The organism is Roseomonas sp. TS2 (genome assembly GCF_058833935.1).
Map to the genome: position 1 here is coordinate 17,251 of NZ_JCACVY010000024.1, position 19,296 is coordinate 36,546.

At 71.9% G+C, this 19,296-nt stretch carries 21 protein-coding genes; 7 read left to right on the forward strand and 14 right to left on the reverse strand.

The features are described from left to right. Genes ACZJYS_RS06730 through ACZJYS_RS06745 form a run of 4 tightly spaced genes read left to right on the forward strand, consistent with a single transcriptional unit; the run spans window position 1 to window position 3,633 of the window. On the forward strand, window positions 1-1,434 hold the full coding sequence (locus ACZJYS_RS06730; protein WP_493176667.1) for an amidohydrolase family protein: 1,434 nt from the start codon (window positions 1-3) through the stop codon (window positions 1,432-1,434). Beyond that, the gene (locus tag ACZJYS_RS06735) at window positions 1,434-2,435 is read left to right on the forward strand and encodes an ABC transporter ATP-binding protein (RefSeq protein WP_493176668.1); all 1,002 of its coding nucleotides are present in this window, start codon (window positions 1,434-1,436) and stop codon (window positions 2,433-2,435) included. Before ACZJYS_RS06730 ends, ACZJYS_RS06735 begins: the two co-directional genes overlap by 1 nt. After that, window positions 2,432-3,496, forward strand: a complete 1,065-nt coding sequence (locus ACZJYS_RS06740) for an ABC transporter ATP-binding protein (RefSeq protein ID WP_109514938.1) — start codon at window positions 2,432-2,434, stop codon at window positions 3,494-3,496. The genes ACZJYS_RS06735 and ACZJYS_RS06740 overlap by 4 nt, the downstream gene beginning before the upstream one ends. Then, window positions 3,493-3,633: a hypothetical protein gene (locus ACZJYS_RS06745; RefSeq protein ID WP_493176669.1), complete on the forward strand. Its 141-nt coding sequence runs from the start codon at window positions 3,493-3,495 to the stop codon at window positions 3,631-3,633. The genes ACZJYS_RS06740 and ACZJYS_RS06745 overlap by 4 nt, the downstream gene beginning before the upstream one ends. On the opposite strand, the gene ACZJYS_RS06750 is transcribed toward ACZJYS_RS06745, so the two are convergent. Genes ACZJYS_RS06750 through ACZJYS_RS06765 form a run of 4 tightly spaced genes read right to left on the reverse strand, consistent with a single transcriptional unit; the run spans window position 3,623 to window position 6,743 of the window. Beyond that, window positions 3,623-4,048, reverse strand: coding sequence for an acyl-CoA thioesterase (locus ACZJYS_RS06750; protein WP_493176671.1), 426 nt, complete (start codon window positions 4,046-4,048; stop codon window positions 3,623-3,625). The two genes, ACZJYS_RS06745 and ACZJYS_RS06750, sit on opposite strands and share 11 nt — an antisense overlap. Window positions 4,049-4,072: 24 nt before the next feature. Then, entirely contained in the window at window positions 4,073-5,227 is a 1,155-nt protein-coding gene (gene lpxB, locus ACZJYS_RS06755; protein WP_493176673.1) for a lipid-A-disaccharide synthase, read from the reverse strand. Further along, window positions 5,224-6,114 (reverse strand): carbon-nitrogen hydrolase family protein, encoded by an 891-nt coding sequence (locus ACZJYS_RS06760; protein ID WP_493176675.1) that lies wholly within the window; start codon window positions 6,112-6,114, stop codon window positions 5,224-5,226. Before ACZJYS_RS06760 ends, lpxB begins: the two co-directional genes overlap by 4 nt. Then, the gene (locus ACZJYS_RS06765) at window positions 6,111-6,743 is read right to left on the reverse strand and encodes a GNAT family N-acetyltransferase (protein WP_493176676.1); all 633 of its coding nucleotides are present in this window, start codon (window positions 6,741-6,743) and stop codon (window positions 6,111-6,113) included. Before ACZJYS_RS06765 ends, ACZJYS_RS06760 begins: the two co-directional genes overlap by 4 nt. A 119-nt stretch (window positions 6,744-6,862) precedes the next feature. Between ACZJYS_RS06765 and ACZJYS_RS06770 the strand changes: the two genes are divergently transcribed. Continuing rightward, window positions 6,863-7,906, forward strand: coding sequence for a 2OG-Fe(II) oxygenase family protein (locus ACZJYS_RS06770; RefSeq protein ID WP_493176678.1), 1,044 nt, complete (start codon window positions 6,863-6,865; stop codon window positions 7,904-7,906). Window positions 7,907-7,951: 45 nt separating this feature from the next. Here the strand turns inward: ACZJYS_RS06770 and ACZJYS_RS06775 are convergent, their stop codons facing one another. The 4 genes from ACZJYS_RS06775 to hisI form a co-directional block, all read right to left on the reverse strand. Then, window positions 7,952-8,653: an SDR family oxidoreductase gene (locus tag ACZJYS_RS06775; RefSeq protein ID WP_493176680.1), complete on the reverse strand. Its 702-nt coding sequence runs from the start codon at window positions 8,651-8,653 to the stop codon at window positions 7,952-7,954. A 68-nt stretch (window positions 8,654-8,721) separates the two neighbouring features. Then, window positions 8,722-9,372: a GOLPH3/VPS74 family protein gene (locus ACZJYS_RS06780; RefSeq protein ID WP_109514944.1), complete on the reverse strand. Its 651-nt coding sequence runs from the start codon at window positions 9,370-9,372 to the stop codon at window positions 8,722-8,724. A gap of 105 nt (window positions 9,373-9,477) precedes the next feature. Next, window positions 9,478-10,617 carry a CobW family GTP-binding protein gene (locus tag ACZJYS_RS06785; RefSeq protein WP_493176682.1) on the reverse strand — a complete coding sequence of 380 codons (1,140 nt, stop codon included), beginning with the start codon at window positions 10,615-10,617 and terminating at the stop codon, window positions 9,478-9,480. Then, window positions 10,607-11,014 (reverse strand): phosphoribosyl-AMP cyclohydrolase, encoded by a 408-nt coding sequence (gene hisI, locus ACZJYS_RS06790; protein ID WP_493176684.1) that lies wholly within the window; start codon window positions 11,012-11,014, stop codon window positions 10,607-10,609. The genes ACZJYS_RS06785 and hisI overlap by 11 nt, the downstream gene beginning before the upstream one ends. Before the next feature lie 64 nt (window positions 11,015-11,078). Here hisI and ACZJYS_RS06795 point away from each other — a divergent pair, with 64 nt between their 5' ends. After that, window positions 11,079-11,588: a Fur family transcriptional regulator gene (locus ACZJYS_RS06795; protein WP_109514947.1), complete on the forward strand. Its 510-nt coding sequence runs from the start codon at window positions 11,079-11,081 to the stop codon at window positions 11,586-11,588. Window positions 11,589-11,631: 43 nt separating this feature from the next. Here the strand turns inward: ACZJYS_RS06795 and glgX are convergent, their stop codons facing one another. From glgX to ACZJYS_RS06825, 6 genes are all read right to left on the reverse strand, one after another. Further along, the gene (gene glgX / locus ACZJYS_RS06800) at window positions 11,632-13,785 is read right to left on the reverse strand and encodes a glycogen debranching protein GlgX (RefSeq protein ID WP_493176688.1); all 2,154 of its coding nucleotides are present in this window, start codon (window positions 13,783-13,785) and stop codon (window positions 11,632-11,634) included. Between the two features lie 93 nt (window positions 13,786-13,878). Further along, window positions 13,879-14,850 (reverse strand): Bug family tripartite tricarboxylate transporter substrate binding protein, encoded by a 972-nt coding sequence (locus tag ACZJYS_RS06805; RefSeq protein WP_109514949.1) that lies wholly within the window; start codon window positions 14,848-14,850, stop codon window positions 13,879-13,881. Window positions 14,851-14,937: 87 nt separating this feature from the next. After that, complete coding sequence (metC, locus tag ACZJYS_RS06810) at window positions 14,938-16,158, reverse strand: cystathionine beta-lyase (protein WP_493176691.1); 1,221 nt, start codon at window positions 16,156-16,158, stop codon at window positions 14,938-14,940. Then, window positions 16,158-17,000 carry a sulfurtransferase gene (locus ACZJYS_RS06815; RefSeq protein WP_493176693.1) on the reverse strand — a complete coding sequence of 281 codons (843 nt, stop codon included), beginning with the start codon at window positions 16,998-17,000 and terminating at the stop codon, window positions 16,158-16,160. The genes metC and ACZJYS_RS06815 overlap by 1 nt, the downstream gene beginning before the upstream one ends. Window positions 17,001-17,005: 5 nt before the next feature. Next, window positions 17,006-17,722: an alanyl-tRNA editing protein gene (locus tag ACZJYS_RS06820; RefSeq protein ID WP_493176694.1), complete on the reverse strand. Its 717-nt coding sequence runs from the start codon at window positions 17,720-17,722 to the stop codon at window positions 17,006-17,008. After that, window positions 17,722-18,375, reverse strand: a complete 654-nt coding sequence (locus tag ACZJYS_RS06825; RefSeq protein ID WP_493176697.1) for an NUDIX domain-containing protein — start codon at window positions 18,373-18,375, stop codon at window positions 17,722-17,724. Before ACZJYS_RS06825 ends, ACZJYS_RS06820 begins: the two co-directional genes overlap by 1 nt. Before the next feature lie 39 nt (window positions 18,376-18,414). Here ACZJYS_RS06825 and ACZJYS_RS06830 point away from each other — a divergent pair. Continuing rightward, window positions 18,415-19,296: DMT family transporter (locus tag ACZJYS_RS06830; protein WP_493176699.1), on the forward strand; the 882-nt coding region annotated here is incomplete at its 3' end.

The following is a 19,296-nucleotide window of genomic DNA, read 5'->3' on the forward strand; positions in this document are numbered from 1 at the left end:
ATGACCACCACCGTCATCCGCAACGCCGACCTGGTGATCGCCTGGGACGCGGCCGAGAAGCAGCACATCTATCTCACGGATGCGGAGGTGGCCTATCGCGACGGCCAGATCACCTTCGTCGGCCGAGGCTATGACGGCCCGGCGGACGAGGTGATCGACGGCAAGGGCATGATGGTCATGCCCGGCCTCGTGAACATCCACTGCCATCCCTCCAGCGAGCCGATGAACAAGGGGCTGATCGACGAGATCGGCTCCCCCGGCCTCTACAACTCCTCCCTGTATGAATACATGCCGATCTTCCGGGCGGATGCGGAAGCCGTCCCGTCCTGTGTCCGGGTGGCACTGTCGGAGCTGCTGCTCTCCGGCGTCACCACGGTGGCCGATCTCTCCATGGCGCATCCTGGCTGGCTCGACCTGCTGGGCGAGAGCGGCATGCGGGTCTGCATCGCGCCGATGTTCCGCTCGGCGCGCTGGGCCACCAAGAACGGCCATACGGTCGAGTACGCCTGGGACGAGGCCGCCGGCGAGAAGTCGATGGCCGAGGCCTTCAGCCTGATCGAGCGCGCCGAGCAGCACTCCTCCGGCCGCCTCTTCGGCATGGTGGTGCCGGCGCAGATCGACACCTGCTCGGAAACTCTTCTGCGGGAGAGCTTCCAGGAGGCCGCGAAGAGAAATCTGTCCTGGCAGATCCACGCGGCGCAGAGCGTCCACGAGTTCCACGAGATCACCCGCCGCAGCGGCTTCACGCCGATCGGCTGGCTCGACAGCATGGACCTGCTCTCCGAGCGCTCGATCATCGGCCACGGCATCTTCCTCGACGACCACCCGCGGACGAAGTGGCACACCGAGAACGACCTGGATCGCCTCGCGGCGACGGGAACGACGGTGGCGCATTGCCCGACGGTCTTCGCCCGCCGCGGCATCGCCATGCGGTCCTTCGGGCGCTACCGCAAGCGCGGCGTCAACATGGGCGTCGGCACGGACACCTATCCGCACAACATGCTCGACGAGCTGCGGCTGGTCTCCTACCTGGCGCGCACCCAGTCCGAGGACCCGCGCAGCCTCGCCTCCACCGACCTGTTCGACGCGGCGACCATCGGCGGCGCGACCGCGCTCAACCGTGACGATATCGGCCGGCTGGCCCCAGGCTGCCGCGCGGATTTCGTGATGGTGGACGTGACCCACCCGCAGATGCGCCCCGCCCGCGACCCGATGCGCAGCCTGATCTACGCCGCCGGCGACCGCGCCATCCGTTCCGTCCATGTCGACGGCCAGGCGGTGGTGCGCGACGGCAAGGTGCTGACCATGGACTATGAAGGCGCCGCCGCGCATCTGGACGAGGCGCAGAAGCGCATCGTCGCCCGCGCGCCGCAGCAGGACTGGGCGCACCGCCCGGTCGACAAGATTTCCCCTCCCACTTTCCGATGGGCGTGATGCAGCCGGATCTTCTGCGTATCGAGGGCCTTCGCACGGTCTTCAAGACCTCCTCCGGCCTGGTGCGTGCCGTGGACGGTATCGACCTCTCCGTGCCGCGCGGCAAGACGTTGGGCATCGTGGGCGAGAGCGGCTGCGGCAAGTCGATGCTGTCGCTCTCCATCATGCGGCTGGTGCCGCCCCCCGGCCGCACGGTGGAAGGCCGCGTGCTGCTGGAGGGGCGCAACCTGCTCGACCTCTCCACCACCGAGATGCGGCAGGTGCGCGGCGGGCAGATCGCCATGATCTTCCAGGAGCCGATGACCAGCCTTAACCCGGTGCACAGCGTCGGGCGCCAGCTGACCGAGGCGATGCAGGTGCACTCGCCCGGGCTGAACGCCTCGGCGCTGAAGGACAAGGCGATCGCGGCGCTGAAGCGCGTGCGAATCCCCTCGCCGGAGCGGCGCTTCGACGAGTATCCGCACCAGCTCTCGGGCGGCATGCGCCAGCGCGTGATGATCGCCATGGCGCTGGCCTGCGAGCCGCGCCTGCTGATCGCCGACGAGCCGACCACCGCGCTCGACGTGACGGTGCAGGCGCAGATCCTCGACCTGCTGCGCGAGCTTCAGGCCGATACCGGCATGTCCATCATCCTCATCACCCACGATCTCGGCGTGGTGGCCGAGATGGCGGATGAGGTGGCGGTGATGTACGCCGGCAAGGTGGCCGAGCGCGCCACCGCCCGCGAATTGTTCGAGGACCCGCAGCACCCCTACACGCTGGGCCTGCTCGGCTCCGTGCCGCGCCTCGACGAGGAGCGGGAGCGGCTGCTCGCGATCGACGGCAGCGTGCCGCCGCCCTTCGCCTTCCCCGAGGGGTGCCGCTTCAACCCGCGCTGCCCCTTCGCCATCGCCCCCTGCCGGGCGGAGCTGCCGCCGCTGCGCGAGATCACGCCCGGCCACCAGGCGGCCTGCATCCGCGCCCCCGTCGAGAACGCCCTGTCCCTGGAGAGCGCGGCATGAGCCCCCTGCTGGAAGTCTCCGGCCTGGCCAAGCACTACCCGGTGAAGAAGGGCGTCATCGTCCAGAAGCAGGTCGGCACGGTGCGCGCCGTCGACGGCGTCTCCTTCCACGTCAACCGTGGCGAGACGCTGGCGCTGGTCGGCGAGAGCGGCTGCGGCAAGTCCACCACGGCGCGGCTGGTGCTGCGGCTGATCGAGCCCTCCGCCGGCACCATCCGCTTCGAGGGCAAGGACGTGACGAAGGTGGAGGGGGGTGCCATGCGGCTGCTGCGGCGGCGCATGCAGATCGTCTTCCAGGACCCCTATGCCAGCCTCAACCCGCGCCTGACGGTGGGCGATGCCATCGCCGAGCCGATGGTGGTGCACAACATCGGCGACAATGCCAGCCGCCGCGCCAAGGTGCATGAGCTGCTGCGGCTGGTGGGCCTTGCCCCCTTCCACGCCGAGCGCTACCCGCACGAATTCTCGGGCGGGCAGCGGCAGCGCATCGGCATCGCCCGCGCCCTCTCGGTCGAGCCGGACCTGGTGGTGTGCGACGAGCCGGTCTCGGCGCTCGACGTGTCGATCCAGGCGCAGGTGGTGAACCTGATGAAGGATCTCCAGGCCCGGCTCGGCCTGTCCTACCTGTTCATCGCGCACGACCTCGCCGTGGTGAAGCACATGGCGGACCGCATCGCCGTCATGTATCTCGGCGCGGTGATGGAGATCGGCGACAAGGGTGCGCTGTTCGCCAATCCGCGCCACCCCTATACCCGCGCCCTGCTCGCCGCCATCCCGCACCCCGACCCGGCGCGGCGCGGCCGCGTCACGCCCTTGGGCGGCGACGTGCCGAGCCCGATGGCGGTGCCGCCGGGCTGCCGCTTCCACACGCGCTGCCCCTTCGCGCAGGCGCGCTGCAAGCAGGAAGTGCCGGAGCTGCGCGAGATCACCCCCGGCCAGCGCGTGGCCTGCCACTTCGCCGAGACGCTGCCCGACCCGGGGCTGGACTATACGGGCGGCCTGACGGAGGCGGCGACGAAGCGCCTCGCTCTCTACGACGCCGCGCGGCGGAAGGCGGCTTGAAGGAAGAACCTTCTTTTTCTGAAGAAAAAGAAGCAAAAAGACTTTGTCAGTGTGGCGCTGCGCTCTCCACCAGCGCCGCGCCAACTGATAAAAGTTTTTTGGTTCTTTTTTCCAAAAAAGAACGCTTTATTTTTTAAGGCTCAATTCCTCCAGCGCTGCGCGCACATCCGCCGGCAGCGGCGTGGAGCGGCGCGTGGCGGCGTCCACCAGCACCACCACCCCATCCCCCGTGGCCGAGCACATCTCGCCCTGGAAGATGCCCTGCCCGGTGGTGAAGGAGCTGCGCCCGACGCCGGTGATGGCGGTGCCGACGCGGATCGGCCCCAGCTCCTGCATCTCGGCCAGATAGTCGATGCTCATGCGGGCCAGCACGAAATAGGTTTCCGGCCCGCGCAGCAGGCGTTGCATCAGCTCGACGCGCGCCGTCTCGAAATAGGTGCCATAGACGGCGTTGTTCACATGGCCCAGCCGGTCCGTGTCGCCGAAGCGGATGCGCTCCTCTGTCCAGAGGGGGTAGGCGCCGGCATTCCGCAGCATCGGGTCGTTGGGCATGGTGTCTTCTCCGGGGTGGGGCGTTCAGCCTTCGTCGAGCATGGCGAGGACGGCCTCGGCGGCGGCCTCGCTGGGCAGGCCCTGCGGCGGGCGCAGCCGGTTCATCACCCGCTCGAAGCCAGCGCGCTGGGTGGCGACGGGGCCGGGCCGCGTCAGCAGCTCCTCCAGCGCCTCGGCCAGCAGCGCCGGCGTGCAGCGCTCCTGCAGGAATTCCGGGATCACCGGCGCATCGGCCAGCAGGTTGACGATGCTGACGAAGCGCACCTTGATCAGCCGCCGCACGATGGCGGCGGTGAGGGGGTTGACGCGGTAGCCCACCACCATCGGCACGCCGGCCAGCGCCACCTCCAGCGAGGAGGTGCCGGACTTGATCAGCCCCGCGCCATTCTCCCGCGCGGCGGCGTAGGCGTCGTATTTCTCCACCACGCCGCGCAGCAGGATGGGGGCGGGGTGCCAGCGCGCCGCGGCCTCGCGCACCGCCTCCTCCACCGGGCCGGCGAGCGGCACCACGGGGCGCAGATTGGGCACGCGGGCCGAGAGCCGCGCCAGCGCCTCGCCGAAGACGGGCAGCAGCCGCCCCACCTCGCTGCGCCGGCTGCCGGGCATCACCAGCAGCACCCGCTCCTCGGGCCGCAGCCCGTGCGCGGCGCGGAAGCGCGCGGCATCCCCCCGGTCGGCGCCCGATTCCAGGATGGAATGGCCGACGAAGCTGACCGGGATGCCCGCGCGCTCGAAGAAGGGCGCCTCGAAGGGCAGCAGGGCCAGGATGCGGTCCACCTCGCGGGCGATGCGCCTCACCCGCCCCGGCCGCCAGGCCCAGACCTGCGGCGCGACATAGTGCGCCACGCGGAACCCCTGGGCCTTGGCGCGCTTCGCCACGCGCAGGGTGAAGCCCGGGCTGTCGATGGTCACGACCAGGGCCGGGCGGCGCGCGGCAATGTCGGCGGCCGTCTCGTCCAGCCGGCGGGAGAGGCGGCGGAGGTTGGGCAGCACCTCCAGCAGCCCCATCAGCGCCAGCTCGCGCATCGGGAACAGGCTGTGAAAGCCCTGCTCGGCCATGCGCTCGCCGCCCACCCCGGCGAAGGTGAGGTCCGGGCGGCGGCGGCGCAGCGCGGCCATCAGCCGGGCGCCCAGCATGTCGCCCGAGGCCTCGCCGGCGACGAGGTAGAGCAGCGTCACGCGAAGCGCGCCACGGCCGGCTCGGGGAAGCCCTGGCGCGGCCAGTCCCGGTGGTTGCGCACCGCGCCTTCCTCCCGCACGCGGGCGATGCGCGCGGGGTCGAGATCGGCATAGATCCATTGCGGCGCGTCCAGCGCGCCATGGGCGATGACGCCATCCTCCGGGAAGCCGCGGTCGATCGGGCCGAAGACGGCGGCGTAGCCGCGGTTGCGGTCCAGCGCCGCCGACCACTCGGCCTCGCCCACGGTGGGGGCGATGGCGACGAAGCACTGGTTCTCCAGCGCCCGCGCGGCGGCGGAGAAGCGCACGCGGTTGAAGCCGTGCAGCGTGTCCGTGCAGGTGGGCACCAGCACCAGCCAGGCGCCGGCCTCCACCTGGGCGCGGACATGCTTGGGGAACTCGCTGTCGTAGCAGATGGAGAGGCCGATGCGGCCCCAGGGCGTGTCGAACACCACCGGCGCGGCGCCGGAAGCCACGCCCCAGCGCTCCGTCTCGAAGCGCGTCATGGCGTGCTTGTCCTGGAAGGCCAGCGTGCCCTCCGGCGTGATCAGCGGCGCGCGGTTGCGGATGGCGCCGTCCGCGTCGCGCATCGGCAGGGAGCCGGGCACCAGCCAGAGGCCGGCCCGCCGCGCCGCGTGGCGCATCGAGGCCAGGATGGCGGGCGCCGCCTCCACCATGGCGGCCAGCTCCTCCGCCTCCCCGGCCGGGGACCGGCCCGCGAGCGCCGAGCCCAGCTCGACGCAGGCATACTCCGGCAGCACCGCCATCTCGGCGCCGCGCGCGCGGGCCTCGTCCAGCCAGCGGTCCAGCTTGGCCTCCCAGGCGGCGACGCTGCCCGGGCGCTCGACGGGGTATTGCAGCAGGGCGAGGCGCAGCGTCTTGCTCATGCTCGGGACTCCGGCGCGGGCAGGGGGGCTCCGGTGAGGGATTTCTGCCAGAAGGAGAGGGTGTGGGGCGTCTCCCCCGCACCGCCCGGCTCGCGCCATGCCATGGTGCAGGTCAGGGCGGGGTAGGGGGTGTAGCCGCGCTTGCGCCAGAAGGCGTCGAGCGGGACGTAGCCGGCCGGGCGGCGTGGATCGGCCGCGTCGCGGATCACGGCGCAGAAGGTGGCATGGTCGGTGCCGAGGCTGCGGGCGTGCTCCTCACGCCGACGGAAGAACTCCACCCCCGCGCCCTGGCCACGGTAGCGGGCGAGCAGCACGCTCTCGCCGAAATAGGTGTAGCGGGCGGGGTCCAGCCCGGCGGCGAGGAAGGCTTCGCGCACCGTGCCGTGGGTCTCGCCCATCGGCTCGCAGGTGGCGATGCCGACAGGCTCGGAACCGTCCAGCGCCACCACCACGGCGGCGCCGGGTGCCTCGGCATAGGCGCGGAGGTAGCGCGCCTCATAGGCCTCGTCGCCCTCGTAGAGATAGGGCCAGTCCCGGAAGACGGCGATGCGCAGCCGGGCCAGGGAAGGCAGCAGCGGGTGCAGCGCGCCGCCGCGCAACGTCTCGAAGCGGAGGGAGGAAGCAACCATGCCTTCTCCGATATAGGTTTTGCAGCGCTGCGGCGAGAGGGGGCGGCGCCTGCCCGCATCCCCACCCCGTGAGGGCGCGCCCCTCTGGCCGGGCCGGGCCGGCGGCGGCACTATGGGGCATGGCCCAGACCCCTCTGACCAACACCCTCCTCCCCGGCGACCTGCTGCCGCCCATCGCCCTGCCGGACGCGGCGGGCGAGGCGGTGGACCTGTTCCACCAGAGCCTGGCCGGCCTGTCCTGCGTGCTGGTGCTGGGCCGCCCCCCGGCGCGGCCGGAGGCGGCGCAGGCCCGCGCGGCCGCGCTGGACGCGCGGCTCTTCCTGGTGGCGCCGCAGCGCCCCGACGGCACCGCCCGGCGCGAGGACGCGCCCCGGCGCCTGTTCGACCCGGAGCGCCGCCTGTTCAACGCCTTCGGCCTGCCGGAAGGTGGCGTGGCGGTGATCTCGCCGCGCGGCCGGCTGGCCTTCCTGCAGGCCGGAGAGGGCGCGCTGGAGGCGGCGCTCGAGGCCCTGCCGATGCCCGCCGCCGCGCCACCCGTCATCCGCCGCGGCGGCGCGCCGGTGCTGCTGGTGCCGGGCGTGCTGGAGCCGGCGCTGATCGCCGCCCTGCTGGCGCATTGGGAGAAGGGCGAGAAAAGCCACGACCGCGTGGCCTCCGCCACCGGCCAGGGGGCGGCCGCCGGCATCAAGCGCCGTACCGATGTCTGGCTGGACGACCGCGCGCTCTACGCCACCTTCCGCCAGCGGCTGGAGCGGCGCGTGCTGCCGGAGCTGTGGCGCGCCTTCCGCTTCCGTGCCGCCAGCTTCGAGGCGCCGCGCCTCGGCTGCTACGACGCCGCCAATGCCGGCGGCTTCGGCGCGCACCGCGACAACCGCACGCCCTTCACCGCGCATCGCCGCTTCGCCATGAGCCTCAACCTCAACACGGGCGAATACCAGGGCGGCGCGTTGCGCTTCCCCGAATTCGGCCCGGACCTCTACGAGCCGGAGGCGGGCGGCGCGGCGCTGTTCTGCTGCGACCTGCTGCACGAGGCGCAGCCCGTCACGCAGGGGCGGCGCTTCGCGCTGTTCACCTTCCTGACGGATGCGGCGGGGGCGGAGCAGGAGAAGCGGCTCATCGCCGAGCGCGAGGCGGCGGGCGAGCGCGGCGTGGCGATACGCTGACACGCCGCCAAGGCGGCGGGAGGAGCCGTGCTCCCCCCGCCTGCCTCATTCGGCGTAGATCATCTTCCGCGTCATGCCGCCATCGGCGACGAACTCGGCGCCGGTGACGAAGCCGGCCTGCGGCCCCACCAGCCACGCCACCAGCGCCGCGATGTCCTCGACGCGCCCGACCCGCCCGGCGGGATGCTGCGCGTGGTCCTCCGGCCGCAATGCCTCCCCGCTGACATCGATCCAGCCCGGGCTGACGCAGTTGGCCCGCACGTCGGGGCCGAGGCTGACGGCCAGCGCATGGGTCAGCGCCAGGATGCCGCCCTTGGTGGCGGAGTAGGATTCCGTGTCCGGCTCCGACATGTGGGCGCGGGTGGAGGCGATGGTGACGATGCTGCCGCGCGCCGCGCGGAGCAGCGTCTCGGCGGCGCGGGCGAGCAGGAAGGCGCTGGTCAGGTTGGTGCCCAGCACCTTGTTCCATTCGGCGAGGGAGAGCGTGGCCAGCGGCTTGCGCACCATGATGCCGGCATTGCAGACCAGCGCGTCCAGCCGCCCCTCCTGCCGCGCGATGCCGTCCACCAGCGCGCCGACCGCCGCCTCGTCCGAGACATCGGCGATGACATGGCGCGTGCCGGCCTCGCCCGGGTTGAGGTCGGCGGTGACGACGCGCCAGCCCTCCCGCTTCAGGTGGCTGGCGATGCCCGCGCCGATGCCGTGCGCGGCGCCGCTGACGAGGGCGACGGGGGAGGATGGGGTCATGGTCTGGCTCATGGATCGTGCAACGCGCGGGCCGGCCCCGCGCTGCGGGGCGGCGCCGCGCGGGGGCCTCACATCATCGGGGCGTAGCGGGCCACCTCGTTGAAGATGTCGCGCACCGCGGCGGAGAGGCTGCGGTTGAGCTGCTCCATATCGGCCACCGCGTCGATGCGCGGCTGGGCGCGTTCCAACTCGGTGGGGGCCAGCAGCATCGGGAACAGCCCGGCGGCCCGCGTCAGCCCGATCAGCAGGCAGTCGCGCGGCTCCGGCACACCCTCCTCGAAGATGACGTTCATCAGCCGCGCTTTCACCTCGCGTTCCTCCTTGTCGGAGATCTGCGGGTAGCGGCGCTCGGGGAAGATCCAGAGGAAGCGCCCTTCCTCCGCCTTCAGGATGCCGCGCTCGATCAGGCGGTTGAAATAGTGGTCGCGGTGGCGGTCGGCGTCGCGCGACAGGGTCTCGATCCACCAGCGGTTGCCCCGCGGCTCCGCCTCGGCGGCGATGCGGCCCAGCACCTCGTCCAGCACCGCGTCACCCGTCGGCGTGGCGTCGCGCACCGAGAGGCGGCCGGGCTCGGTGGCGATGCGCTCCTCCAGCAGCAGCTCGGCGAGGATGGCGCCGGTCAGCGCGTAGTCGCCCGAGGGCGCGGCGCGGTCGGTCAGGCGGCCCGTCTCGTCATCGAGCATGAGCAGGAGGATCTCCTCCGGCATGGTCAGCGGCATGGGCGTTCTCCGGTGCGGTGGTTCATCGTGGTGTTAAAGCCAGGGAAGCGCCTGGGTTTGGCCCCGTCAAAGCACGGGCTGGAGAACGGCCACGGCGCAGCCGGCTCAGCCGGCCGCGATGCGCGCCTCGGCCGCGGCGGCCTGGCAGAAGGCGGCAAGCCCCTCCTCGATGGCGCCGCGCGGCAGGTCGCGCAGGATGAACACCAGCCGCGAGCGGCGTGGCTGCCCCGCCGGCCAGGCCGGCAGGAAGGTGGGATTGTGCCAGACGCTCTGCACCCCATGGATCACCACCGGCCGGTCCTGCCCCTCCAGGTCCAGGATGCCCTTCACCCGCAGCACCGCATCGCCCCGCGTGGCGGTGAGGACCTCCAGCCAGGTGGCCAGCCCCTCCCAGGGCAGGGGGGTGTCGTAGGTCAGGCAGAAGGCGTGGATGCGTGAATCGTGCCGGTTCGGGTCGTGGCCATGATGCGCATGGCCATGGTGGTGGTGGTGGTCCCCGTGCCCATGCCCGTGCCCATGGTGATGCCCGTGCTCCGCCCAGGCCGCCTCGTCGAGCCAGTGGCGCAGCTCGGGGGTGCGGGTGGCGGGGTCGAAGGGGCCGCAGCCCAGCAGGGCCTCCGGCGCCACCGCGCCGCCGGTGACGGCGACCGGCACCACCCCCGGGTTCAGCGCGCGCAGCCGCGCGGTCAGCGCCGCCAGCGCGGCGGGCGGGGCGAGGTCGGTCTTGCTCAGCAGCAGCCGGTCGGCCACCGCCGCCTGCCGCACCGCCTCGGGCTGGGCATCCAGCGTGGCGGCGCCGTTCACCGCGTCCACCAGCGTCACCACGCCATCCAGCACGAAGTCCCGCGCCACGGCGGGCTCGGCCATCAGCGTCTGCAGGATGGGCAGCGGGTCGGCGAGGCCGGTGGTCTCGATCACCACCCGCCGCAGCGCCTGGCCCTGCCGCACCCGCCCGGCGATGCGCCCCAGCGCCAGGGCGAGGTCGCCGCGGATGGTGCAGCAGAGGCAGCCGGATTGCAGCAGCACCGCATCCTCGTCGGACGTCTCCACCAGCAGGTGGTCGAGCCCGATCTCGCCGAACTCGTTGATCAGCACGGCGGTGCCGGCCATCGCGGGCTGCTTCAGCAGGTGGTTCAGCAGCGTCGTCTTGCCGGCGCCGAGGAAGCCGGTCAGCAGCGTGACCGGCAGCGGGAAGGACGGAGCCTCAGCAACCCCCGGATCAACGGCCCCCGGATCAACGGCCATAGAGCACCGCCGGGTCCACCTCGGGCGCCGCGATCGGCACCAGTTCGCCCTCGCGCAGCGCCTGGTAGAAGCAGGAGCGGCGGCCGGTGTGGCAGGCCACGCCCTTCTGCGTCACCAGCGCCAGGATGGTGTCGCCATCGCAATCCAGCCGCAGGTCCACCAGATGCTGCTCCTGGCCGGAGGTCTCGCCCTTGCGCCAGAGCGCGTTGCGGCTGCGGCTGAAATAGACCACACGTCCGGTGGCCAGCGTCTCCTGCAGGGCCTCGGCGTTCATCCAGGCCATCATCAGTACCTCGCCAGTGGCATGGTCCTGGGCGATGGCGGGCACCAGCCCCTGCTCGTTGAACCGCGTGGCGGCGAGGAAGCGGGCGCGGGCATCGGGTTCGGCAACCGGCATGGGGCGGTTTCTCCACTCAGGTCGGGTTACTATATAACATCTGTGACGGTTCGGGAGAGAGCGCATGGCGGCAGGGCAGGGTGGCGCGGAGGGGATGCCCCACGGCGCGCCGGGCGGGGTGGAGCAGGCGCTGCACGCGGCCGAGGCCCGCTGCCTGCGCGCCGGCGTGCAGCTGACGCCGCTGCGCCGGCAGGTGCTGGAGCTGGTGCTGGAGGCGGAGCAGCCGCTCGGCGCCTATGCGCTGCTGGACCGGCTGAAGGCGCAGCGGCCGGGGGCGGCGCCGCCCACCGTCTACCGGGCGCTGGATTTCCTGCTGGAGCAGGGTCTGATCCACAAGGTGGAGCGGCTCAACGCCTTCATCGGCTGCGTCGAGGCCGGGCACGCGCACCATGAGGGGCATGGGCACGACCATGCCCACCAGTTCCTCATCTGCCGGCAATGCGGCCTGACCGTGGAGCTGAGCGACCACGCCGTGGCGCATGCGCTCGACGACGCGGCCCGGCGCGCGGGCTTCCGCATCGGCAACGCCACGGTGGAGGTCGAGGGCCTCTGCGCCGGCTGCGCGGCCGGCTGAGGCGTGGCAGGGGAGGCGCCGCCCCTCCTGCCACGGCGTTCCGTCAGTTGCCTTCCGGCTCCTCCTTGTCGAGGTAGAAGAGCAGCAGGGAGCGGCCGGTCACGGTGTAGCTCTCGCCGATCTCGAACTTGTCCTCCACGTCCTTCTCGGTGCCGAAGATGTTGGTGTCCAGCAGGCGGATCCAGGCGCGGCCACCCTGGCTCTCCGGCAGGGTGAACTCCACCGCGTCGTGGTGGGCATTCATGATCTGCAGCAGCGTCACGTCATGGCCGGGGCGGCGGATGCCGCTCTCCTGCGCCCGCCCGTCCAGCATCCGGGCGAAGCAACGGGTGTTGGGGTCCTCCCAGTCCGCGCTGTCCATCTCCTCGCCCGAGGGCTTGAACCAGGAGAGGCCCTTGACCCCGCTCGCCTCATGGAACTCGCCCGAGAGGAAGCGGCCGCGGCGCAGCACAGGGAAGCGGTCCCGCAGCCGGGCCAGGCGGCGGGTGAAGGCGGCGAGGCGCTTGCCCTTGTCGTCCCACTCCCAGTCCAGCCAGGAGATCTCGTTGTCCTGGCAGTAGGCGTTGTTGTTGCCCTGCTGGGTGCGGCCGAACTCGTCGCCGGCCAGCAGCATCGGCGTGCCCTGGCTGAAGTAGAGCGTGGCCAGCATGTTGCGGATCTGCCGCTCGCGCAGCGCATTGATCTCCGGGTCGTCGGTCGGGCCCTCGACGCCGTAGTTGTAAGAGTAGTTGTGCGAATGGCCGTCGCGGTTCTCCTCGCCATTCGCCTCGTTGTGCTTCTCGTTGTAGGTGACGAGGTCGTTCAGCGTGAAGCCGTCATGCGCGGCCAGGAAGTTGACGCTGGCCCAGGGCTTGCGCCCGTGGTGGTCGAACAGGTCGGCCGAGCCGGAGAGGCGGCTGCCGAGATCGGCCGCCTTGCCTTCCTCGCCCACCCAGAAGGCGCGCACCGTGTCGCGGTACTTGTCGTTCCACTCGGCCCAGCCGGGGGCGAAATTGCCCACCTGGTAGCCGCCCGGCCCGATGTCCCACGGCTCGGCGATCAGCTTGACGTCGGCCAGCACCGGGTCCTGGTTGCAGGCCTTGAGGAAGGCGGACTGGTCGTCGAAGCCGTGCGGCTCACGCGCCAGGATGGTGCCGAGGTCGAAGCGGAAGCCATCGACATGCATCTCGTTCACCCAGTAGCGCAGGCTGTCCGTCACCATCTGCAGCACGCGCGGGTGGGAGAGGTTCACCGTGTTCCCGGTGCCGGTGTCGTTGATGTAGTAGCGCTTCTGGTCCGGCAGCAGGCGGTAGTAGCTGGCGTTGTCGATGCCCTTGAAGGACAGCGTCGCGCCGCGCTCATTGCCCTCGGCCGTGTGGTTGTACACCACGTCCATGATGACCTCGAGCCCGGCATCGTGCAGCCGGGCCACCATCTCCTTGAACTCGGCGAAGGCGAAGTCCTGGTTGCGGGCGTAGCGCCGCGCCGGCGAGAAGAAGCCCAGGGAGTTGTATCCCCAGTAGTTGATCATCCCCTTCTCGAGCAGGTAGTCGTCGTTGAGGAAGAAGTGGATCGGCAGCAGCTCGACCGAGGTGACGCCGAGCGACTTGATGTGCCGGATCACGTCGCGGTTGCCGAGGCCGGCATAGGTGCCGCGCTGGTCCTCGGGCACCAGCGGGTGCAGCTTGGTGACGCCCTTGACATGCGCCTCGTAGAAGATGGTGCGCTCCCACGGGATGCGCGGGCGGCGGTCATTGCCCCAGGTGAAGGCGGGGTCCACCACGCGGCATTTCGGCATGAAGGGCGCGCTGTCGCGCTCGTCGTAGGAGAGGTCCTCCGCCTCGTGCCCGATGGTGTAGCCGAACAGCGCGTGGTCCCACTTCAGGTCGCCCACATGGCTCAGCGCATAGGGGTCCAGCACCAGCTTGTTGGGGTTGAAGCGGTGGCCTTCCTCCGGCGCGTAGGGGCCGTGCACGCGGTAGGCGTAGATGGTGCCGGGCCGTGCATCGGGCAGGAAGCCGTGGAACACCTCGTTGGTGTATTCCGGCAGCTCGATCCGCTCCAGCTCGGTCTCGCCGCTGGCGTCGAACAGGCAGAGCTCAACCTTGGTGGCATGGGCCGAGAACAGGGCGAAATTCACGCCCAGGCCGGTCCAGGTGGCGCCCAGGGGGTTGGGCCGCCCTTCGGAAATACGAGAGACGTTGATCGCGGGGGGCACAGGGAGGTCCTCGTTGGGGGAGTCCCTGGCTAAGCGCCGCAGCCGCGCCCCGGGTTGCGGGGCGCGGCGGAAATCCCTCGCGGTCCGGTGTGCTCAGCCGGGCGTGATGCCGGCCTCGCGGATGACGGGCGGCCAGAGCGCCATCTCCGCCGCCAGGCGCTGGCGCAGGGCGGCGGCGTCCCCGTCCATCAGCACCACGCCCTGGTTCTCCACCCGGGCGCGCAGCGCCGGGTCCGCCAGGGCGGCGCGGAGGGCGCCGTGCAGCCGCTCCAGCACCGGCGGCGGCGTGCCGGCGGGCGCGAACAGCCCCTGCCACAGCACGCCCGCGCAGCCCTCAAAGCTCTCCGCCACCGAGGGCAGCTCCGGCAGGCTCGGGATGCGCCCGGGCGAGGAGATGGCCAGCAGCCGCGCCTTGCCCTCCTGCACCAGCGGCCGCACGTCGAGCGGCGTGGCGTAGAACAGGTCGATGCGGCCGGTGCGCAGCTCCAGCAGGGCGGGGCCGGCGCCGCGGAAGGGGATGTGCGTCATCTGCGCGCCGGCGCGCTGCAGCAGCAGCTCGGTCAGCAGGTGGTTCACCGAGCCGGAGCCGGAGCTGCCGTAGTTGAGGTGGCCCGGCTTCTCGCGTGCCAGCGCCATCAGCCCGGCCAAGTCCCGCGCCGGCACTTCCGGGCGCACCGCCAGGGCGAAGGGGCTGTAATAGACCTCGCCGATGGGCGCGAAGGCCGCCAGCGGGTCCGCCGGCGTGGCGCCGGGCGTCAGCGCCGGGTTGATGGCCAGGCTGTTGGTGCCGACCAGCAGGGTGTGGCCATCCGGCCGCGCCTGGGCCACGGCGGTGGCGGCGATGGCGGTGGCGGCGCCGGTGCGGTTCTCGACCACCACCGGCTGGCCGAGCTCCTGCTGCAGCCGCTCGGCCACCAGCCGCACCATCACATCGGTCAGCCCGCCCGGCGCGTAGCCGATGAGGAGGCTGACAGGGCGGCTGGGATAGGTCTCGGCCCGCGGCAGGGCCGGCCGCGCGAGGGCCAGGGCGGCGGCCCCGGCCAGGACATGGCGCCGGTTCGGCATGGATGTTCCCCCGTTCTTCTGGTTCGCGGGGAAGGCTAGCACCGGCCGGCGCGGGGTGGCGACAGGCGCGCCCCGCGCCGCCCGTCCTCAGCGCGGCAGGCTGTCCAGCCCCGCCTCCAGGTCGGCGATCAGGTCGGCCGTCTCCTCCAGGCCGATGTGGAAGCGCACCGTCGGGCCCTGCAGCACGCCGGCATCGGTGGCGGTGCGGGTGATGTACTGGGTGGTGGGCAGCGCCAGGCTCTCATAGCCGCCCCAGGAGGCGCCGATGCCGAACAGCTTCAGCCCGTCCACCACCGCGTTGATCTGCTTCACGTCGTAGCGCGGCTGGAACACCACGCCGAAGAGCGAGCAGCCGCCGGTGAAGTCCCGCTTGAACAGCGCGTGCTGCGGGTGGCTGGGCAGGGCCGGGTGGATGACGCGCAGCACCTCCGGCCGGCCCTCGAACCAGCGCGCCACGGCCAGCCCCGCCTCGTACTGGTGCTTCAGCCGCATCGGCATGGAGCGCAGGCCGCGCAGCGCCAGCCAGCAATCATCGGGGCTGGCGTAGTGACCGATCTCGCGCGCCGCCGAGGCCACGCGCACCCAGTCCTCCTCCGAGGCCACGGTCACGCTGCCCAGCAGCACGTCCGAATGCCCGCCGACATACTTGGTCAGCGCCTGGATCGAGACATCGACGCCCTTGGTGAAGGGCTGGAAGTGGTGGATGCCCCAGGTGTTGTCCATCAGCACCTTGGCGCCGTGGGCATGCGCCACCTCGGCCAGGGCCGGGATGTCCTGCATCTCGAAGGTGTGGCTGCCCGGGCTCTCGGTGTAGAGCACCTTCGTGTTCGGGCGCAGCAGCGCCTGCAGGCCGGCGGCGTCGATCGTCGGGTCGTAGTAGCTGGTCTCGATGCCGAAGCGCTTCAGCATCCCCTCCGCCACGCGGCGCGTCGGGCCATAGACGCTGTCGGGGATCAGGCAGTGGTCGCCCGCCGAGAGATAGGCCATCAGCGGCAGGGTGCAGGCGGCGAGGCCGGTGCCGGTGATGAGGGCGCGGGTGCCGCCCTCGATCTCGGCCACCATGTTCTCCAGCGCGAAATGCGTCGGCCCGCCGGCGGTGCCATAGGTCATCACCTGCTCGAGCGAGCGGGCGTTCAGCGCGCCGCGCGCCTCGCAGGAGGGGTAGAGCACCGTCGAGCCGCGATGGACCGGGGTGTTGACGAAGCCATGCTCGCGCACGCCGGGCCGCCCGCCATGCGCCATGCGGGTGGCGAAGCCATGGCCGGTGTTGGTGCCGTGCTTCGGGCCGTGGGGAACGTCGTCGGGCATCAGGGGGTGCTCTGCTTCGGGGTTTCGGGGCGGCTGGCCCATTCGGTCCAGGAGCCGTCATAGACGGCGGGCTCGGGCAGGCCGGCCTGCACCAGCCCCAGCGCCAGCACGCAGGCGGTGACGCCGGTGCCGCAGGAGGTGACGAGCGCCTTGCTGCCATCGACGCCCGCCTCGGCGAAGCGGGCGCGCAGCCGCTCGGGCGGCAGCATCGTCATGTCGGGCGCCAGCAGGTCGGTGATCGGCACGCTGGCGGCGCCGGGCATGTGGCCGGAGGGCAGGCCGGGCCGCGGCTCCGGCGCCGTGCCGTCGAAGCGGCCCTTGGCGCGGGCGTCGAGGATCAGCGCCGAGCGGTCGGCCACGATGCGCTTGACGTCGCCGATGCCGGCGAGGCGGCGGGCGATGAAGTCGGCCCAGAAATCCTGCTTCTGCGCCATGGCCGGGGCGCCGGTGGCGGTGGCGCGGCCCTCGGCCAGCCATTTCGGCAGGCCGCCATCCAGCACGGCGGCGTTCTCGTGGCCGAACAGCCGCATCAGCCACCAGCCGCGCGCCGCCGAGAACAGCCCCTTCTGGTCGTAGAACACCACGCGATGGGCGTTGGAGATGCCGAGCTGCCCCAGCATCCGCGCGGCGCGGCCGGGGGTGGGGGCCATGTGCGGCAGGTCCGTCTCCGGATCGGCCACGGCGTCGATGTCGAAGAAGCCGGCGCCGGGGATGTGCGCGGCGGCAAATTCGGCCAGCGCGTCCTTCGGCTCGTTGGGCAGGTACTTGGTGGTGTCGAACACCAGCAGGTCCGGCTTGCCGAGCTCGGCCGCCAGCCATTCGGTGGAGACGAGGTTGTCCATGCGTTTCATCCCTCCAGCGTGATGTAGACGCGCCGGTTCTGCTTGCCCTTGTTCTCGAGCTTGGTGACGGTGACGGGGCCGATCTCGCCGGTGCGCGCCACATGCGTGCCGCCGCAGGGCTGGAGATCGACCGGCGAGGCCTCGGCGCCGATCCGCACCAGCCGAACCTGCCCGGCGCCGCGCGGCGGCTTCACCGAGAGGGTGCGCACCAGGCCCGGATTCTCGTCCAGCTCCGCCTCGGTGATCCAGCGCTCGCCCACCGCGTGGTCCTCGGCGGCGAGCGCGCTGAGGCGCTCGCTCAGCCATTCCTTGGTGGGCGGCTCGGCCAGGTCGAAATCCAGCCGCGACTTCTCCACCCCGATCTGCCCGCCGGTGACGCCGGCGCCGGGGATCAGGCTGCACAGCAGGTGCAGGGTGGTGTGCATCCGCATCAGCCGGTGGCGGCGCGGCCAGTCCAGCGCGGCGGTGACCTCGGTGCCGGGGGCGGGGAGGGGCGCGTCGGGCGCCGGCAGGTGCAGCACCGCGCCGGCCTCGCCCTTCACCGCGTTGCTCACGGGCATCTCGCCCCCCGCCCAGCGCAGCCAGCCGGTGTCCCCCGGCTGGCCGCCGCCCTGGGCGTAGAACACGGTGCGGTCCAGGACCACGCCCTCCGGCCCCGAGGAGACCACCGTGGCGGTGCAGTCGCGGGCATAGGGCTCGGTGCGGAACAGCGTCTCTGTCATCAATCCATCCATTCGGTATCGAGGCGCGGCGCGTTGACCTGCAACCAGAGCAGGGACATCGCCGCCGTGACGTTGCGGATCTCGTTGCGGGCGAGCTGGGCCAGGGCCTCGTCCAGCGGCAGCACCAGGATGCGCGTCTCCTCGCCCTCCGCCTCCAGCCCGCGCAGGCCGAGCAGCCCTGCCTCGGGCAGGGAGACGCGGCCGCAGTAGAAGTGCATCCGCTCGTCGCAGCCGCCCTGCATCAGCATGAACTGGCCGATCGGTTCCACGCGGTCGGGCACCAGCCCGGTCTCCTCCTCCGCCTCGCGCCGCGCGGCGCGCTCGGGGTCCTCGCCCTCGCCGAGCAGGCCGGCGGGGCACTCGCGCATCACCGGCGCCTCGCCCGCGGCCAGGGCGGGCAGGCGGAACTGCTCGATCAGCGCGACGCGGCGGGTGCGCGGGTCGTAGGGCAGCAGCACCACGCCCTGGCCGCGCCGCCACATCTCCCAGGTGAGCAGGGCGGAGGGCGTGCCGTCGCTGCGCCGGTAGCGGAAGCGCACGACCTGCAGCGCGAAGCGGCCGGACCAGGCAACCTCGTCGCTCTCCGGCAGGTAGAGCGGGTGCGGCGGCACCGGCGGCGCCTTGGGGTGCCGCGGGGATGGTCTGGCCTTCATGCAGGGGGCAGCCTAACCTCGTCTGGAAACGCCACAATCATGAGCCGCCCCATTTCCTCCGTCCATGCCCCGCCGGCCCGTCCTGACGACAGGGGCGCGCTGCTCGCCGCGCGCCGCCGCGCCATCCTCTGCGTCATGGGGGCCGCGCTCACCTTCGCCCTCGCCGCCGTGGCGGTGAAGCTGCTGGGCGGGGCCATCCCGGTCATGCAGGTCATCCTGTTCCGCAACCTCTTCGCGATCCCGGTGCTGCTGGCCCTGGCGCTGGCCACCGCCCCGCCGGGAGGGCGGAGCGCGGTCCTGGCCACGCGCAACCCGTGGTCGCATGTGCAGCGCATCGTCTACGGGCTGATCGGCATGTTCGGCAGCTTCTACGGCTATGTCCACCTGCCGCTGGCCACCGTCACGGCGCTGGGCTTCACCATGCCGCTGTTCCTCACCGCCCTGTCCATCCCGCTGCTGGGGGAGAAGGTGGGGTGGCGCCGGTGCAGCGCGGTGCTGGTGGGCTTCGCCGGCGTGCTGCTGATGCTCCGCCCCGGCTTCGGCGGCGGCGCGCTGCCGGGCGGCGCGGTGGCGGCGGTGCTGGCCGGCGCCGTGGCCTGGGCGCTGGCGATGATCACCATCCGCCGCATGGGCGCGCAGGGAGAGAGCGGCGCCGCTATCGTGCTGTGGTTCGCCATCGGCGGCAGCGTGGTGGGGGCGGCGGCGGCGATTCCCGGCTGGGTCTGGCCGACGCCCGCGCAATGGGGGCTGCTGGCGGCGGTGGGCCTCGTCTCGGCCCTGGCGCAGCTGCTGATGACGGCCGCCTACCGCAGCGGCGAGACAACGCTGATCGCGCCCTTCGAGTATTCCGGCATCCTCTGGACCATGACGCTCGGCATCCTGGTCTGGGGCGAGCGGCCGGATGGCTGGGATTTCGCCGGC

What these genes read in the sequence shown, in the direction of transcription:
- ACZJYS_RS06765 (WP_493176676.1), bottom strand. Translation starts at nt 6,743, where the DNA reads ATGGTTGCTTCCTCCCTCCGCTTCGAGACGTTGCGCGGCGGCGCGCTG.
- ACZJYS_RS06805 (WP_109514949.1), bottom strand. Translation starts at nt 14,850, where the DNA reads ATGCCGAACCGGCGCCATGTCCTGGCCGGGGCCGCCGCCCTGGCCCTC.
- hisI (WP_493176684.1), bottom strand. Translation starts at nt 11,014, where the DNA reads ATGCCGGTTGCCGAACCCGATGCCCGCGCCCGCTTCCTCGCCGCCACG.
- ACZJYS_RS06760 (WP_493176675.1), bottom strand. Translation starts at nt 6,114, where the DNA reads ATGAGCAAGACGCTGCGCCTCGCCCTGCTGCAATACCCCGTCGAGCGC.
- ACZJYS_RS06750 (WP_493176671.1), bottom strand. Translation starts at nt 4,048, where the DNA reads ATGCCCAACGACCCGATGCTGCGGAATGCCGGCGCCTACCCCCTCTGG.
- metC (WP_493176691.1), bottom strand. Translation starts at nt 16,158, where the DNA reads ATGCCCGACGACGTTCCCCACGGCCCGAAGCACGGCACCAACACCGGC.
- ACZJYS_RS06815 (WP_493176693.1), bottom strand. Translation starts at nt 17,000, where the DNA reads ATGGACAACCTCGTCTCCACCGAATGGCTGGCGGCCGAGCTCGGCAAG.
- ACZJYS_RS06785 (WP_493176682.1), bottom strand. Translation starts at nt 10,617, where the DNA reads ATGGCCGTTGATCCGGGGGCCGTTGATCCGGGGGTTGCTGAGGCTCCG.
- ACZJYS_RS06825 (WP_493176697.1), bottom strand. Translation starts at nt 18,375, where the DNA reads ATGAAGGCCAGACCATCCCCGCGGCACCCCAAGGCGCCGCCGGTGCCG.
- ACZJYS_RS06735 (WP_493176668.1), top strand. Translation starts at nt 1,434, where the DNA reads ATGCAGCCGGATCTTCTGCGTATCGAGGGCCTTCGCACGGTCTTCAAG.
- ACZJYS_RS06740 (WP_109514938.1), top strand. Translation starts at nt 2,432, where the DNA reads ATGAGCCCCCTGCTGGAAGTCTCCGGCCTGGCCAAGCACTACCCGGTG.
- ACZJYS_RS06795 (WP_109514947.1), top strand. Translation starts at nt 11,079, where the DNA reads ATGGCGGCAGGGCAGGGTGGCGCGGAGGGGATGCCCCACGGCGCGCCG.
- ACZJYS_RS06820 (WP_493176694.1), bottom strand. Translation starts at nt 17,722, where the DNA reads ATGACAGAGACGCTGTTCCGCACCGAGCCCTATGCCCGCGACTGCACC.
- ACZJYS_RS06775 (WP_493176680.1), bottom strand. Translation starts at nt 8,653, where the DNA reads ATGACCCCATCCTCCCCCGTCGCCCTCGTCAGCGGCGCCGCGCACGGC.
- ACZJYS_RS06730 (WP_493176667.1), top strand. Translation starts at nt 1, where the DNA reads ATGACCACCACCGTCATCCGCAACGCCGACCTGGTGATCGCCTGGGAC.
- ACZJYS_RS06780 (WP_109514944.1), bottom strand. Translation starts at nt 9,372, where the DNA reads ATGCCGCTGACCATGCCGGAGGAGATCCTCCTGCTCATGCTCGATGAC.
- ACZJYS_RS06770 (WP_493176678.1), top strand. Translation starts at nt 6,863, where the DNA reads ATGGCCCAGACCCCTCTGACCAACACCCTCCTCCCCGGCGACCTGCTG.